This is a genomic window from Mesorhizobium sp. M1428 (genome assembly GCF_040317515.1).
GTDB lineage: Bacteria > Pseudomonadota > Alphaproteobacteria > Rhizobiales > Rhizobiaceae > Mesorhizobium.
Genome location: NZ_JAMYKT010000011.1, coordinates 136,297 through 149,825, shown reverse-complemented (window position 1 = coordinate 149,825; position 13,529 = coordinate 136,297). Strand labels below are relative to the sequence as shown.

Genomic DNA, 13,529 nt, shown 5'->3' with positions numbered 1-13,529 from the left:
GCATGGCAAGACAAATCAGGCCCTTGTCGCTCCACTTCCGAGGCGAACTCCAGCGGAGTACGGCTTCTACGCGGTGCTTGGTCTGCCTGTCCTTGCCACCATCGGATTCGTTGGCTGCTGAAACGTCCACCAGTAGCCGCTGAGAAGACGACTGCCGCCAGTGCCGTCGTGGAACCGCTATATGACGGCGGCGTGGTTACAGAGCCGGCTCGTGTCGATCGGGCGGGGGAGCCTGATGTGACGTACATGGTCCAGAAAGTGGCCAATGAAGGTGCTGGCATCGTCAACGTGATTAGGTCACGTAATAGCGGTAACACAACCGCGACCACGAGCCTCTCAGGCGTTCGATAAAGGCGGGAAAATCCGATCGCCGGACCAAGCGCGATTCCGCCACACTGCCACACACGAAACCGATCAGGTCACGTTCCAGGCTCGCCAGAAGATTGGAGCCGAGACCACCTCGGCTGAACTCTGCCATGCCGCGGGCCGCCACCTCTCCCAGCCGCGGTAGAAAACGTGGGTCAGCAGCGCCGGCATGGGCGAGCAACTCCCAAATCGCGAGCAGCGCCATCGACACCGCAAGCGGCCGCAGATGTCGGCCGATGAAGCGGAAGGCCGGCGGTGCGATGGAAGCGCCGTGCGACAGCCTATCCCGACCTGCAATCGTGATCAGGCTGATCGTGGGGTCTCCGGACGCCAGCGTTGCAGATAGTTTTCGGCAAGCGTGAGCAGGCCGTGGATCACCAATTCGGTCAGGCCGACCACGATCATGGCCGAAAGAACGAGTTCAAATTGAAAGAGCTGACGACCATAGGCCATCAGGTAATTGGAGCCCTTCGAACGATGCGATGAGTTCTACCGCAACCAGGGTCTGCCAGCCGTTGGCAAGGCCTTCTCGCAGCCCTGTAAAGATCCACGGCACGGCGGAAGGCAGCACGATCATCGTGAGTTTCGACCAGCGGCTGAACGAAAGGACACGGCCAGACCCGTCTCACGACGACGCCGTTGCGCTTCGCCGCCATCAGCTGGGTAGAGGACTTGCACCTCCAAGCTGTCGATCATGCTCGGCACACAAAAAAGGGCGGCATTGCTGCCGCCCTTTCCGCTGTAGGTTGATAGGGGGCTGGATTAGAAATCCATACCGCCCATGCCGCCCATGCCACCGCCGGGCATACCAGCCGGCATGCCGCCGCCAGCCGACTCCTTCTTCGGAGCCTCGGCGATCATAGCTTCGGTGGTGACCAGCAGGCCGGCGACCGAGGCCGCGTCCTGCAGAGCCGTGCGCACAACCTTGACCGGATCGACGATACCCATGGCGATCATGTCGCCATATTCGCCGGTCTGGGCGTTGTAGCCGAAGGTTGCCCCCTTGTTCTCAAGGATCTTGCCGGCAACGATCGATGCTTCCGCACCGGCGTTGGCCGCGATCTGACGGGCCGGAGCCTGCAGCGCGCGACGCACGATGGCGATGCCGGCGGTCTGGTCGGAGTTGGCGCCAGTGACGGTGATGGCCAGCGAAGCGCGCAGCAGGGCGACGCCGCCGCCGGGAACGATGCCTTCTTCGACGGCCGCGCGGGTCGCGTTGAGGGCGTCATCGACGCGGTCCTTCTTTTCCTTGACTTCGATCTCGGTCGCACCGCCGACGCGGATGACGGCAACGCCGCCCGCCAGCTTGGCGAGACGTTCCTGCAGCTTCTCCTTGTCGTAGTCCGAGGTGGTCTCCTCGATCTGCTGCTTGATCTGGGCGACGCGGCCCTGGATTTCTTCCTTCTTGCCGGCGCCGTCGACGATGGTGGTGTTCTCCTTGGAGATCGACACCTTCTTGGCGCGGCCGAGCATGTTCAGGCCGACATTCTCGAGCTTGATGCCGAGGTCTTCGGAAATGACCTGGCCACCGGTGAGGATGGCGATGTCTTCCAGCATGGCCTTGCGGCGATCACCAAAGCCCGGCGCCTTGACGGCGGCGATTTTCAGGCCACCGCGCAGCTTGTTGACGACCAGCGTGGCCAGGGCCTCGCCTTCGACATCTTCCGAGATGATGACCAGCGGCTTCGAGGTCTGCACGACAGCCTCGAGGATCGGCAGCATGGCCTGCAGGTTGGAGAGCTTCTTCTCGTGGAGAAGAATGTAGGCGTCTTCCAGATCCGCAACCATCTTCTCGGCATTGGTGACGAAATAGGGCGAGAGATAGCCGCGGTCGAACTGCATGCCTTCAACGACTTCAAGCTCGGTCTCGGCGGTCTTTGCTTCCTCGACGGTGATGACGCCCTCATTGCCGACCTTCTGCATCGCTTCCGCGATCATCGAGCCGACCGACACGTCGCCATTGCCGGCGATGGTGCCGACCTGGGCAACCTCTTCCGAGGTCTTGATCTTCTTGGCGTTCTTGATCAGCGTCGCGACGACGTCGGCGACGGCGAGGTCGATGCCGCGCTTGAGGTCCATCGGGTTCATGCCGGCGGCAACCGACTTGTGGCCTTCCTGGACGATCGACTGTGCCAGAACGGTCGCGGTGGTGGTGCCGTCGCCGGCGATGTCGTTGGTCTTCGAAGCAACTTCGCGGACCATCTGCGCGCCCATGTTTTCGAACTTGTCCTCAAGCTCGATTTCCTTGGCGACGGTGACGCCGTCCTTGGTGATGCGCGGTGCGCCGAACGACTTGTCGATGACGACGTTGCGGCCCTTGGGGCCGAGCGTGACCTTCACCGCGTCGGCGAGGATGTTGACGCCGCGCAGCATGCGCTCACGAGCGTCGCGGGAGAATTTTACGTCTTTGGCAGCCATTTTTTACTCCTGGGCATTTCGCCCGAAATTCAGATTGGATGGTGCGGATGAAAGGCGGCGGCGTGTCAGCCGATGACGCCCATGATGTCCGCTTCCTTCATGATCAGAAGGTCTTCGCCGTTGAGCTTGACTTCGGTGCCCGACCACTTGCCGAACAGGATGCGGTCGCCGGCCTTGACGTCCAGCGGGACGAGCTTGCCGACCTCGTCACGGGCGCCGGAACCGACGGCGATGATCTCGCCTTCCTGCGGCTTTTCCTTAGCCGTATCGGGGATGATGATCCCGCCGGCGGTCTTCGCTTCGGACTCGACGCGGCGAACGACCACGCGGTCATGCAGCGGCCGGAAATTCGACTTTGCCATTTTTGGATTTCCCTGGTGCGGATGTTGAACGGTTCTCCGTTGCCGGAGCGTGGTTAGCACTCACCAGAAGCGAGTGCTAACGCGGCAGTGAGATAGGCCGTAGGCTCCTGCTAGTCAAGACGGAAGAGGGACGGGCGAAGAGCAAAAGAGCGTGGAAGCACCGAGCCTTTTACGTGAACGACGTCGGAGATCGGACATGGATGAGGCGGCTCACCATTTGTAATTGAAGGCTTTATTCATTTGGCACGATAGGTGCAGCGGATGATCCGCAAACGTTGCGCGCGACAAATATGAGAGGTGAGCGCCATCAGGACTCTTGCGGTTAACGGGTCCACTCGGTCTTTACGGTGTTGGCCGCCGCGCGGGCGCCAGGACTCCGGCCATCCCGATAGTCACCAATCCAATCTGCGGAGAACAGGAGGCAAGATGAGAGCGACAGGTCAGCATGAACTCGAATTTGAAATGTTTGGCCGAAGCAACTGCCATCGCCTTGCTCTGGACGGTCACCGCTACGTCGGCGGACGAAGGTATGTGGATGCCGGGCCAGACTGCGGAAGTGGGCGCGGCCATGCGGCGCGGATGGGCTCCAGATCGATCCCGCCCAGCTGGGCCGTTTGGACGCTGACGCGCTCAACGCGATCGTATCACTGGGCGGATGCTCCGCCTCGTTCATCAGTCCACAAGGGCTGGTCGCAACCAATCATCACTGCGTGTTCGAATCCATCCAATACCACAGCAAGGAGGGCCAGGACTATCTCACAGACGGCTTTCTGGCGAAGAGCCCTGGGTGAAGAATTGCCCGCGGCGCCAGGCAGCCGAATCTATGTGATCGAGGACGTGCGGGATGTGACCGCCGAAATGCTCAAGAGCGTCTCGGATAAGCTGAATGAGTTTGCCCGCTATGAGCGGCTCGCCACGAACCGCAAGGCCCTGATCGCCGCATGTGAAGGACAGCCCAATCGCCGCTGCGACGTAGGGGCCTATTATGGCGGCGCCTCCTACTATCTCCAGCAGAAGCTCGAAATCGAGGACGTGCGCCTTGTCTATGCGCCCGCGCTCGGCATCGGTAACCTTCGGCGGCGAAACGGACAATTGGATGTGGCCGCGCCACACAGGCGACTTCGGCTTTTATCGCGCCTATGTCGCTCCTGATGGTTCCTCCCGGCCATATGCGCGCGACAATGTGCCTTACCGGCCGAAGAGTTGGCTACCCATAGCCTGTGAAGGCATCAAGGAAGGCGACCTTGTGATGGTCGCCGGCTTTCCCGGCGCAACCCACCAGTTCCTGACGGCGGATGAAGTCCGGTTCAACTTCGCGCAATTCGAACCGCGGTTGCAGCGTTCGCTCTCGGATTATGCCGCCCAGATCAACCAGGCAACGGCAGGCAATCGCGAGGCGCAGATCCATTGACCGCCCGCTTCACAAATGGCTCGGCCTAAAACGCATGGGAAGAGCAGAAAAGGCAACAGATCGGCACCAGAATGAATATGGCCGCGCGAACTGACAGACGCGCCAACGATCGGCATCTCGCATGGTCGGTGGCACTGGACGTGGCGCCCACCCTGCTGGCGTGACTCCCCATCAGGCCGTCGGGGTTTCGCTGGCGAAAAAAACTTCCGCGTGTCTCTGCGCGATCCATCCTGCTTGCGCGTGCCTAGTCAACCAAAAAACTGACCATCTGCAGGATCAGGATCAGCAAAAAAAAGCCAAAGGCAGACGCCAAAACAGCTGCCAGCAGGACGATGCGTTGTTTCTTACCCACAGTTCCCCCGGGAGAAAGTCTGATGATAACCCTTAAAAAAAGGGCGCCCGGGAACAGGGCGCCCTTCTCATCGACGAAATGCTCGGATTGGAGGTCCGTGATCAAGCAATTCGCCGAAAACCTCTACAAGCCTCACCACAATGGTTCAGCCGCGAATTGAAGGCTCGCAGTTACCGCTTCGAACGCGGCAACGGGCTCTTCAATCCTCAGAACGAGCGCTGGAAGCGGAGGAGACCGCCGACGCTGTTCTTCTTGTCGGCATTGGTCCAGTTAGAGAAGTCCACATCGCCGAACTTGCCAGCGTGGAGATAGTCGACTTCGGCCGTGATCGTCAGACCAGGAACGATATCGTAGGCGACATTGGCGGCAATGCCGAGGTTCTTCCACTCGTCATACGCCGCCTGAAGGTTGAAAGAGGTCTTCTCGTTGAACTTGTAGGTGCCGCCGCCCCAGACGGCCCAGTTGCCACCCCACTGCTTGTAGAAGCCGCGGCCGCCGGCAGGAATGGCGTAGGTCCCATCGGTTAGGTTGTCGTCGGTCCCATAGCCAGCCATAATGAAAAGGGACAGTTCGTTGGTGGCGTTCACATCCAAGCGGACCTTGCCGGCTACCTCTTCGTAGTTGCTGTCGTAAGCCACGACGCCGCTGATGGCGCCCCAGCCCTGCGTGTACTTCACGCCGCCGACAAGATGCGGAACGTAGCTGTCGATCGTGCCGACGACGCCAGAACCCTCTTCGAGCGATACGACGGCGGAGAAGCCATTGCCGGCGTCGAAGTAGTACTGCACGACGTTGGTGTCGAAATCGCCGTAGGGAACGAGCGTATCGTTGAGGACGTTGCCGGCATAGCCGATAAACGTATCGAACGCCGATTCGTCCTTGCCGACGCGAAGGCCACCGAGCTGGATCCAGGCGAAGTTTAGTGTGATGCCCCTGTTGAAGGCATAGTTCTGGGGACTGTCGGGACCCGAATAGGCGTTGCGGTTACCGAAATTGAATTTGGTCTCGGTGTATGTCTTCAAAGTACCGAGTTCGGTTTCCTGGCCGGTCCAAGTCCTTAGGTCAAAGCGGGCGTTCTTGCGCCAGGTGCCCTGGTCGCTGCCGTCTTGGACGTCGTGGGTCCGCGCCCCGTCGTAGGAGCCAACGTCGCCAGCGCTGATGTCGTAACGGACATAGCCGCCGATGCGCAGGCAGGTTTCGGTGCCGGGGATGTAGAAGTAGCCCGAGCCATATACGTCGCAGATCTTGACGTATTCAGCCGGTTCCGGCTCGGCGACCGTCACCGCGTCGGCGGCGCGAGCACCGGAAGCTGCGATCAGAGCCGCAGCTGAGCCGAGAAGAAGGCTCTTGATGTTCATAATTGATCTCCATTCAATGAATTGAAAAGGGCGAGGACGTCGATGGACGAACCGCTCCCGGTCCCCACGATCGAAAAAGATGCGCATCGCGATGCATCCTTCCCGGCTCGAACGCTATTCGCTGGGCGAATTAGTGCAAGTTCAAATTCCGTTTGCCAACCATATATAGAAGTATCCGTTGCATTATTGCCACTAAATCTACCGTATTACTTGCACAAATTGAACAACTATACATTTGCACAAATCGCACAATTGGTACATCTGCTTGTGCGCACTTACATAATGCGCGGACAGCCATCGGCATCCGGCCAATTGTCAGATAGATTCAATCAGAGAAACAGCCTGGGCGGCGGATGTAACAACTTCTGTGTTCATACCTTCTCTGAGCAATTCGATAGGGACGCGACCCTTGAGAAGAGGCGAGGGGCTGATCAGCCACAGCCAAGCCAGTCTGGGATCGGAGATCGAGGAAAGGACCTGCCTGATTTCGGGCATAGGCCTGCCGTCGATGAACTGAGCTAGGGGAAATACATGCTTACGGGAGCCTCTCCGAAAGGCAACCACATCATTGTGTTGCTGCCACCAATACAAAGTGGACCGCGGTATTCCAAAACGTCTCTCGAGATGCGTCGACCCCGCAACTGGACCGGCCCATTCTGCAATGCGCGCGCCTTCTCTCGGGCAATCTTTCAGAACCGGATGCCCGAGCGGATGATCGGCTGCCCGTGGTCGCGAAGCGATTTCACCCGCCTGGGCGTTTAGCCGTCGCGCTGCTTCGGCCTCGAGCCTACCAAGAAATTCGGCGGCCACGACGGTCAATTCGTTGGAAGGAGAACCAGAAGGCGCAACAGCAGCCTTGTCACCCTGCTTCGCCTCATCGCATTGGGCAAGAATGCGCTGCACCTCCCTCATGACAAAGCTTGAAAGCTCGGTCTGGCGCTTTTCATCCCCAAGATCACTCGACGCGGACATATCTGGCTTTCCCAATAGCATTCCCTCAGCAAGCCTCCGAAAGAGCGTTGAAGACATGAAGTTGGGGGGGGACGGCGATGTGTTGCGTTTTCGTATGCGCGCAACCTAGCAGCCGTCTTGCGGCTTCAACTTTTGCCTCTCAATAAAAAAGGGAAGAACATCAATTGACGACCGTCTTGCCCCCCCCCAACGATCGAAACAGACGCACATCGCAGTGCACGCTTCACAGTGGGACGCTATCCGCGATGCTAATTTGTGCAAGTTTAAAGTTTAGCTTGCCAGCTTTATATAATTAGACGTTTCTTTTATGCAACACTTTTCCAAGTGTTACTTGCACAAATCGAACGTATCGCACATTTGGACGAACTGTACATTCGATAGCGACTTTGACGCACGCGTTTACTGGCGGTATACATCCTTCACCGTTGCCGCAAGGCATTGGCCCAGGCGCGCGGCACCTCCTTCACGACAAAGGTTGAAAGCCCGTCCTCGGGCGTTTCATTTCCAAGATCACTTAGATCCACTCATACGGGCTTCCCGAGCGAGACCGTGGGTTCGGACGGTGCGAATGAATTTCTCGTTATAATCGAATTGATTATAAGGGATATTTCTACGTTGAGTATAAAGGATGTCAAGCCCGCGCCAGCGGCAATTTTGTCCGGGCGACCTCCGTTTCGTCGAGGACATGGTGGCCGAAGCGATAAAGCTTCGCCGGCCGACCGCCGGTATCAAATGCACTTTCGCCGGTCTCCTCCACCAGTTCCTGCTGCTCCATCAACCGGCGAAAGTTCTGCTGAAGCGCCCCTGCCGATCTAATCGTCAACGCCGTCCGCGTCAGCGCATTGCCATCGGTCAGAAAGCCGACGACATTGTTGATGACGAATGTAACGATCCGCGGCTTCAGAGAGGAATGCGCGCTTCGTCCAGATGGATGGAGTGGGCTGGCAGGTCCGGGCGGCCGCGCCGTTGAGGATGCAGCATCGAGAGCCGCGCTCTCCGAGGATGACATAGGTCGAGATTCGCGCGCCGGAAGTCTTGCTCCATGTCTCCCACGAATCCATTGGCAGGATCCCGGCTTCTTCGCAGTGGTCAGGGCCGAGCGTTATCGAACCGTGGTAGTTGAGGTTTGCTTCGGTGACGTGGATGCCGTGCAGCTTGCCGGCGACTATTTTTCGCATTGGTCCCGTTGTCCTATTCATCTCACAAAGTCAGTCCTCATGTTGAGCAGCTTCGCTGGGCTAAATCCCGACGAGGAGCGCCCCGCCGCTGAGTCCCGCACCTGCCGCCGCCAGGAGTATTTTCTTGCCCGGCCGAAACGGCTCCGCTTGATTGGCGAGCGACAGTGAGAGCGGGATCGTCGCGGCCGAAGAGTTGCCGTATTCGGCAATCGTCTTGACAATTGCTTGATCCGCTATGCCGAGGTTACTCCCGACAGCATCGAAAATGCGAGCATTGGCCTGATGCGGCACGAACCGGTCGACATCCTGCGGTCGCACTCCGGCAGCGGCTAGCGCGCTTATCGAGCAATCGGTCATCATCTCGACGGCCTTTGCGAACACTTCGCGGCCGTCGGTCATCGTCATTCGGGTTTGCGCGAGGTCGAGGTCACCGTGGAACGGGATGTTGCTTCCTCCTGCGGGAATCTGGATCAGGCCGTATCGCGAGCCGTCCGAATCCACGGAGGCACCGAGAATCCCCCGACCAGTATCCTCGCACGGACCGATCACGACGGCGCCGGCGGCATCGGCAAACAGCACGGCGCTGGCGCGCTCAGAGGGATTGATGCGGCGGCTGAGGATATTGGCGGCGATAACAAGGCTCGCTTTGCCGTGCAGGCGGGTAAATCCGTCCGCAAACATCAGCGCATAGATGAAGCCGGCGCAGGCGCCGGTCAGATCGACAGCGCCGGCGCGGCCGAGCCCCAGCCGATGTGCGACCAGGGGCGCGCTGGGCGGCAGGAGGTGATCGGGCGTCGAGGTGGCAAGCAGCAGCAGACCGATGTCGTGGCGCGCAATGCCGGCGCTGGCCAGCGCCATGGCGCCGGCCTGCGCAGCAAGACCAGACAGCGTGTCTTCGTCCGTTGCCCAGAAGCGCGACCGGATTCCAGTACGCCGCTCGATCCAGCCCGGTTCGAGGCCGAGATTGTTCTCAATTTCGGCATTCGCCACCTTTCGGCCAGGCGCATGATGGCCAAACCCGAGAAGGCGCGACAACCTGCTCATGGCTTTGAGCCGAAGCGTTCGCCGGCCTCCTCGATCGCGTCATGGAGCCGATCGAGTTCGTCGCCGGTGACGCAATAGGGCGGCAGGAGATAAAGGACATTGCCGAGCGGGCGCACAAGCAGGCCGAGCTCGAGGAAAAAGGCCCGAAGCTTAGGTCCGATCTCGGCCAGATAGCCGGCAGAGCCGGCGCGCAGGTCGAGAGCCAGGATCGTGCCGATCGCGCGGCTGTCGGTGAAGTTGGCATTGTCGCGAAAGCGTCGAAACCCGGCGGCCTGTCTCTCGCTCAAGGCCGCGATCCGCTCGGCCACCGGCTCGTCACGCCAGATCTCGACATTGGCGAGTGCTGCCGCGCAGGCAATCGGATTGGCCGTGTAGGAACTCGAGTGGAAAAACGTCTTCTTGCGATCCGCTGAATAATGAGCCTGGAAGATCGCATCGGTGGCAAGCGTGGCCGCCAGCGGGATCACGCCGCCGGTCAAGCCTTTGGAGGTGCACAGGATATCTGGAGAAATCGATGCCTGCTCGCAGGCGAACATTCTCCCGGTGCGGCCCCAGCCGGTCATCACCTCGTCGGCAATCAGCAGCGTGCCGGAGGCTTCGGCAATCTTCTTCAATCCGGTCAGAACCGAGGCCGGATACATCAGCATGCCGCCGGCGCCAAGCACGAGCGGTTCGACGATCAGCGCGGCGGCGCGCCGGTCGCGGGAGACTGCCTCGAATCTATCCAGCGTTTCCTGCTCGCGGCCGGCGGCCGGGAAGGGAATGGTGTCGACCTCGAACAGCAAGGGTTCGTAGGCGGCGTTGAACACGCCACGCGCACCGACGCTCATCGTGCCGATCGTGTCGCCGTGATAGCTGTGCTCCATGACGACGATGCGCGAGCGGGGCGCGCCGATGTTGCGGAAATAACCGAGCGCCATCTTCAGGGCGACTTCGACGCTGGTCGAGCCGCTGTCGGAATAGAACACCCAGTCGAGTCCGGCGGGAGCGAGTCCGACAAGCGCCTTGGCCAAGCATTCGGCAGGCTCGTGGGTGAAGCCCGCAAAGATGATCTGGTCGAGGCTCGAGGCGGTCGTCTCGATTGCCTTTATAATGCGGGGATGGCGGTGGCCATGGGTGACGACCCACCAGGAGGAAATGGCGTCCAGAATGCGCACGCCATTGGCTTTGTGGAGATACGCGCCTTCAGTCAGGACGATTTCAGGGATCGCCGGCTCGAGCGCGTGCTGGGTGAAGGGATGCCACACACGGGATTGCGGCATCATTCGCCTCCGGCAATCAAAGCGAGGTCGAAGCCGGCAATCATCGCTTGTCTCAGCGTTTTGTCCGTCAGCGGATCGAGGTGCGGCAGCCTGCCGAGTTGCGGCACGTCGCCGAATTCCACGATCGTCCGTTGCGTATCGGTCATCTCATCGCCGATGAAGGCGATGCCAGCCAGCGGGATAGCGCGCGCCCGCAGGGCCTCGATCGACAGCAGGGTGTGATTGATTGTTCCGAGCGCGGTGCGGGCGCACAGAATGACCGGCAGCTGCCACTGCGCGAATATGTCGATGAACCTTGTCCGGCGGTTCAGCGGCACCATCAGCCCGCCGGCGCCTTCGATGACGAGCGGTGTCGGCAGGACCGGAAACGAAAGATCGGCAGCCTCGATCGAAACGTCGTCGATTTCGGCCGAACGATGCGGCGAAAGCGGGCTCTTCAAGCGGTAGGCTTCCGGCAGCACGCGCCCCGACGGCAGCCCGGCAAGTCGCGCAACCGCCTCGCTGTCGGTCTCGCCGTCGAGGCCCGATTGCACCGGCTTCCAGTAGAAACCGTCAAGCAGGCCGGCAAGCCCGGCCGAAAACACCGTCTTGCCAATTCCGGTGTCTGTTCCGGTGATGACGATGCGCTTGGTCATGTCGCCTCCGGTCATGTCTGGGCCAACACCTCGACGAGCGCCTCGACCATGGCGGAAATGTCGGCTTCGCCGATATTGAGCGTCAGTGAGATGCGCAGCCGCGACGTGCCCTCGGGCACGGTCGGCGGACGAATGCCGCGTATGTCGAAGCCGCGGGCCTGCAGGCGCGCCGCCACTGCCATGGTGCGCCTGACATCGCCGATCACCAAGGGCTGGATCTGAGAGCCACTTGGTATCACGCCGCAGCGATCGACCAATTGGCGGCCTGCGAGGGCGACGCGTTCATGCAGCTGAAAACGCCGCATAGGCTCGTCGGCGAGCATTGCGAGCGCTTCGCGCGCCGCGACCGCCATCAGCGGCGATGGCGCGGTGGCGTAGATGAATGGCCGGCAACGGTTGATCAGATACTGGCACAGTGTCCTCGGCCCGGTCACGAGCCCACCAGATGCGCCGAGCGCCTTGCCGCAGGTGTGGAGCGCGACGATGTTGTCGCGGCCCTCGAAAGCGGCGGCCAGCCCCCGGCCGTCCGGTCCCCAGACGCCGGTCGCGTGCGCCTCGTCAATGACGATGAATGCGTTGTGCCGATCGGCAAGCGCGGCCAGGCTCTCCAAAGGCGCGCAGTCGCCATCCATGCTGTATAGGCTTTCCACCGCAATCCAGACGCATCCCATGCCGCCTTCGGCGCGCCAACGCTTGATCGCGTCCTCGACAGCATCGACGTCGTTGTGCGCGGCCAGCTTGAACTCGGCACGTCCGGCCTGTGCCCCCTCATGCATGCTGGCATGGGCGAGCTCATCGAGGATCAAAAGGTCGCCCTTCTGCGGCAGCGCCGTCAGCAGAGCGAAATTGGCGATGTAGCCGCTGCCGAAGAACAGCGCGCGGTCGGCTCCAAAGAATGCCGCCGCGTCTGCCTCGAGCTGCTCGTGTTCCGGTGCATTGCCGCGCAACAGCCGCGACCCGGTGGCGCCAACCGGCGTGCCCCGCGCAATCGCCGCCGCAACCGCATCGCCAAGTCTTTTGGAGGCGGCAAGCCCGAGATAGTCGTTCGACGAGAAGTCGCGCCCGGCGCGCGGCTTCAGCGTCCGCAGCCGGTCCTTGCGCGCCAGTCCCTGCAAGGTCGCCTCATAGCGGGCAAGCGGTGCCCCGTTCATTGCGCCTCGAGTTCCATCGGCTCGATGCCAAGGCGCCGGAACAGCAGGGTATCCTTGTCCTCACCGGGATTGTGCGCCGTCAGCAGCGTGTCGCCGACGAAGATCGAGTTGGCGCCGGCAAAAAAGCACAGTGCCTGCATCTCGTCGGTCATGGCCGTACGGCCGGCGGAAAGACGGACGTGCGATTTCGGCATCATGATGCGCGCCAGCGCGATGACGCGCACGAATTCGATCGGCTCGATCGGCTTGGCGTCGGCAAGCGGGGTGCCGGCGATCGGAATCAGCATGTTGATCGGAACGCTTTGCGGATGTTCCGGCAGATTGGCCAGCGTCACCAGCATGTCGATCCGGTCCACCGGCTCCTCGCCCATGCCGACAATGCCGCCGCAGCAGACCTTGATGCCGGATTGGCGAACGTGCTCGAGCGTCTCGAGCCGCTCGGCAAAGCTGCGCGTGCTGATGATCTCGCTATAGTAGCGTTCCGACGTATCGATGTTGTGGTTATAAAAGTCGAGACCAGCCTGCTTCAGTCGAGCGGCTTGCTCAAGATCGAGCATGCCGAGCGTCATGCAGGTCTCCATGCCGAGCGCCTTGACGCCTTCGACCATCGCCACCACCGCATCCATGTCGCGCGCCTTGGGGTTTCGCCAGGCCGCGCCCATGCAATAGCGGGTGGCGCCGGCGTCACGCGCTTTCTTCGCTTCGGCGACGACGTGCCGGACCTCCATCAGCTTCGACGTCTTCAGGCCGGTCTCGTGATGCGCCGACTGGCTGCAATAGCCGCAATCCTCCGGGCATCCGCCCGTCTTGATGCTGAGCAGCCGGCTGAGCTGGACCTTGTTTGGATCGAAATTCTGGCGGTGCACGGTTTGCGCGAGGAAGAGGAGATTGTTGAAGGGGGCATCGTGAAGTGCCCGAGCCTTCTCCAGGGTCCACGCTCCAGGGTCAGGGGATTGAGCCTGTGGCGATGTCTGCGTTGGACTGGCTGTTTGCATGTCCATGCTGTTCCTCCGGTTCTGC

Annotated in this window: 17 protein-coding genes and 1 pseudogene; 3 read left to right on the top strand and 15 right to left on the bottom strand. The window is 60.9% G+C overall.

The genetic code is table 11. The annotated features are described in order from the left end of the window. Positions 1-292: 292 nt before the first annotated feature. The 5 genes from NKG60_RS17720 to groES form a co-directional block, all read right to left on the bottom strand. Positions 293-571 (bottom strand): ABC transporter permease family protein, encoded by a 279-nt coding sequence (locus tag NKG60_RS17720; protein WP_352975260.1) that lies wholly within the window; start codon positions 569-571, stop codon positions 293-295. 98 nt (positions 572-669) lie between these two features. After that, positions 670-819, bottom strand: coding sequence for a hypothetical protein (locus NKG60_RS17715; protein WP_352711326.1), 150 nt, complete (start codon positions 817-819; stop codon positions 670-672). Further along, positions 788-943, bottom strand: coding sequence for a hypothetical protein (locus NKG60_RS17710; RefSeq protein ID WP_352610576.1), 156 nt, complete (start codon positions 941-943; stop codon positions 788-790). Before NKG60_RS17710 ends, NKG60_RS17715 begins: the two co-directional genes overlap by 32 nt. A 185-nt stretch (positions 944-1,128) precedes the next feature. Then, positions 1,129-2,784, bottom strand: a complete 1,656-nt coding sequence (gene groL, locus NKG60_RS17705) for a chaperonin GroEL (protein WP_352515922.1) — start codon at positions 2,782-2,784, stop codon at positions 1,129-1,131. A 65-nt stretch (positions 2,785-2,849) separates the two neighbouring features. Further along, the gene (groES, locus tag NKG60_RS17700) at positions 2,850-3,146 is read right to left on the bottom strand and encodes a co-chaperone GroES (protein ID WP_352458515.1); all 297 of its coding nucleotides are present in this window, start codon (positions 3,144-3,146) and stop codon (positions 2,850-2,852) included. 614 nt (positions 3,147-3,760) lie between these two features. Here groES and NKG60_RS17695 point away from each other — a divergent pair. The 3 genes from NKG60_RS17695 to NKG60_RS17685 are packed head-to-tail and all read left to right on the top strand — an operon-like array spanning position 3,761 to position 4,557. After that, the gene (locus NKG60_RS17695) at positions 3,761-3,937 is read left to right on the top strand and encodes a S46 family peptidase (RefSeq protein ID WP_352975259.1); all 177 of its coding nucleotides are present in this window, start codon (positions 3,761-3,763) and stop codon (positions 3,935-3,937) included. A gap of 34 nt (positions 3,938-3,971) precedes the next feature. Then, complete coding sequence (locus tag NKG60_RS17690; protein ID WP_352753194.1) at positions 3,972-4,298, top strand: S46 family peptidase; 327 nt, start codon at positions 3,972-3,974, stop codon at positions 4,296-4,298. Further along, positions 4,243-4,557, top strand: coding sequence for a S46 family peptidase (locus NKG60_RS17685; RefSeq protein WP_352474685.1), 315 nt, complete (start codon positions 4,243-4,245; stop codon positions 4,555-4,557). Before NKG60_RS17690 ends, NKG60_RS17685 begins: the two co-directional genes overlap by 56 nt. A gap of 244 nt (positions 4,558-4,801) precedes the next feature. On the opposite strand, the gene NKG60_RS17680 is transcribed toward NKG60_RS17685, so the two are convergent. The 10 genes and pseudogenes from NKG60_RS17680 to bioB all read right to left on the bottom strand — a co-directional run bounded on the left by NKG60_RS17680 (position 4,802) and on the right by bioB (position 13,504). Beyond that, on the bottom strand, positions 4,802-5,014 hold the full coding sequence (locus NKG60_RS17680) for a hypothetical protein (protein WP_352975258.1): 213 nt from the start codon (positions 5,012-5,014) through the stop codon (positions 4,802-4,804). Between the two features lie 101 nt (positions 5,015-5,115). After that, the gene (locus tag NKG60_RS17675) at positions 5,116-6,267 is read right to left on the bottom strand and encodes a porin (RefSeq protein ID WP_352571074.1); all 1,152 of its coding nucleotides are present in this window, start codon (positions 6,265-6,267) and stop codon (positions 5,116-5,118) included. A gap of 315 nt (positions 6,268-6,582) precedes the next feature. Next, positions 6,583-7,239 (bottom strand): antitoxin Xre/MbcA/ParS-like domain-containing protein, encoded by a 657-nt coding sequence (locus NKG60_RS17670; RefSeq protein ID WP_352975257.1) that lies wholly within the window; start codon positions 7,237-7,239, stop codon positions 6,583-6,585. A 631-nt stretch (positions 7,240-7,870) separates the two neighbouring features. Beyond that, the gene (locus NKG60_RS17665) at positions 7,871-8,062 is read right to left on the bottom strand and encodes an NrtR DNA-binding winged helix domain-containing protein (protein WP_352975302.1); all 192 of its coding nucleotides are present in this window, start codon (positions 8,060-8,062) and stop codon (positions 7,871-7,873) included. A gap of 45 nt (positions 8,063-8,107) precedes the next feature. Then, positions 8,108-8,417: pseudogene (locus NKG60_RS17660) on the bottom strand (aspartate 1-decarboxylase); the annotation flags it as partial. Positions 8,418-8,477: 60 nt separating this feature from the next. After that, the gene (gene bioZ, locus NKG60_RS17655; RefSeq protein ID WP_352453536.1) at positions 8,478-9,461 is read right to left on the bottom strand and encodes a 3-oxopimeloyl-[acyl-carrier-protein] synthase BioZ; all 984 of its coding nucleotides are present in this window, start codon (positions 9,459-9,461) and stop codon (positions 8,478-8,480) included. Further along, positions 9,458-10,723 carry an adenosylmethionine--8-amino-7-oxononanoate transaminase gene (locus NKG60_RS17650; protein ID WP_352690220.1) on the bottom strand — a complete coding sequence of 422 codons (1,266 nt, stop codon included), beginning with the start codon at positions 10,721-10,723 and terminating at the stop codon, positions 9,458-9,460. Before NKG60_RS17650 ends, bioZ begins: the two co-directional genes overlap by 4 nt. Next, positions 10,723-11,358: a dethiobiotin synthase gene (gene bioD, locus NKG60_RS17645; protein ID WP_352484144.1), complete on the bottom strand. Its 636-nt coding sequence runs from the start codon at positions 11,356-11,358 to the stop codon at positions 10,723-10,725. The genes NKG60_RS17650 and bioD overlap by 1 nt, the downstream gene beginning before the upstream one ends. A gap of 11 nt (positions 11,359-11,369) precedes the next feature. After that, positions 11,370-12,509: an 8-amino-7-oxononanoate synthase gene (locus NKG60_RS17640; RefSeq protein WP_352975254.1), complete on the bottom strand. Its 1,140-nt coding sequence runs from the start codon at positions 12,507-12,509 to the stop codon at positions 11,370-11,372. Next, positions 12,506-13,504, bottom strand: coding sequence for a biotin synthase BioB (gene bioB, locus NKG60_RS17635; RefSeq protein ID WP_352975297.1), 999 nt, complete (start codon positions 13,502-13,504; stop codon positions 12,506-12,508). The genes NKG60_RS17640 and bioB overlap by 4 nt, the downstream gene beginning before the upstream one ends. Between the last annotated feature and the right edge of the window lie 25 nt (positions 13,505-13,529).